This is a genomic window from Oleiphilus sp. HI0061 (assembly GCF_001635675.1).
Genome location: NZ_LWFE01000259.1, coordinates 1 through 748 on the forward strand (window position 1 = coordinate 1; position 748 = coordinate 748).

The following is a 748-nucleotide window of genomic DNA, read 5'->3' on the forward strand; positions in this document are numbered from 1 at the left end:
TAAAGAAGGGTTACCATCTACATCGGCCCCTAATATATCAGTATCGGAATCACCATCTAGGTCTAACAGCATTACCCATGAAGTAATCCGCCTATTAGAAGGCCCGCTTATAGAATAATCATTCGCTAAGTAGCTAAATGTCCCCTGACACACACCTCCAGCATTGTCCTGTATATATATTCCATCAGGATCAGTAGTTGCATGAGAAGTAATAAATGCATCTAGGCAGCCATCTGCATTAAGGTGTGCAAGATCTGCTTCAAAAGGTGCCACTACAGCTGCCTGACCACTTATAAAATCTGGAAAAGCATTAATCGTCACATCAGCGAAGGAGACTTCACTACCACCTGCACCTACAGAAGAGTCATTATTTTCACCGCCACCAGTACCAGCAGAAGAGTCATCGCTACCTCCTTGTTCAGTAACAACGCTATCAATACTCCCAAAATTAGCTTCTCTTACATATTTAGAGCCACTGCATCCATTACGCCCGCCCCCAAGGTTGACATCATCAGAGCAAACAAAAAAGCCATCATTTGAAGTAACGTTTGAGAATAAAACAAATGTATCATCGTCAGCACAATCAGAGTAATTTCCGCCTTCAGCGCCCGGGCATATTGCGATAAAGTCACTATCAGCGACATTCTGAATATCGCTCCACTGACCACCACATTGCCAGTGAGGATCATCCCCAGCCGAGCAAGATGCCGTCGCTACAAAAACAGGGATGATATCGCCACCTGCACTG

The 748-nt window shown here is 44.7% G+C and carries 1 protein-coding gene; it reads right to left on the reverse strand.

Annotation, left to right across the window (positions count from 1 at the left end; genetic code table 11):
* A partial coding sequence (locus A3735_RS30195; protein WP_197485631.1) for a hypothetical protein occupies positions 1-748 on the reverse strand: 748 nt, incomplete at both ends.